Source organism: Ferrovum myxofaciens (assembly GCF_000735045.1).
In the GTDB taxonomy this organism is placed as follows: Bacteria; Pseudomonadota; Gammaproteobacteria; order Burkholderiales; family Ferrovaceae; genus Ferrovum; species Ferrovum myxofaciens.
The window spans coordinates 1-253 of the sequence record NZ_JPOQ01000227.1 but is presented as its reverse complement, the minus strand read 5'-3'; the positions used below and the strand labels follow the sequence as shown (position 1 = coordinate 253).

General features: G+C 58.1%; 1 protein-coding gene. It reads left to right on the top strand.

The annotated features are described in order from the left end of the window. Positions 1 to 253: zinc ribbon domain-containing protein (locus IV91_RS0112990; RefSeq protein WP_150112499.1), on the top strand; the 253-nt coding region annotated here is incomplete at both ends.

The window sequence follows — 253 nt, the reverse complement described above, 5'->3', positions numbered from 1 at the left end:
TGTGTGCATCGAGGATTTGCAGGTACGGAATATGTCCAAGTCCGCAGCAGGCAGCAGCGATTCGCCAGGGCGCAATGTCAAAGCCAAATCTGGCCTGAATAAATCCATCCTCGATCAGGGGTGGTTTGAGTTCAGGCGGCAACTGGAATACAAGCAGGTTTGGCTGGGCGGCGACGTGTTGGCGGTTCCCGCACGCAACACCAGCCGGACGTGTCCGGCCTGCGGCCATGTGTCGGCAGATAATCGCCAGACA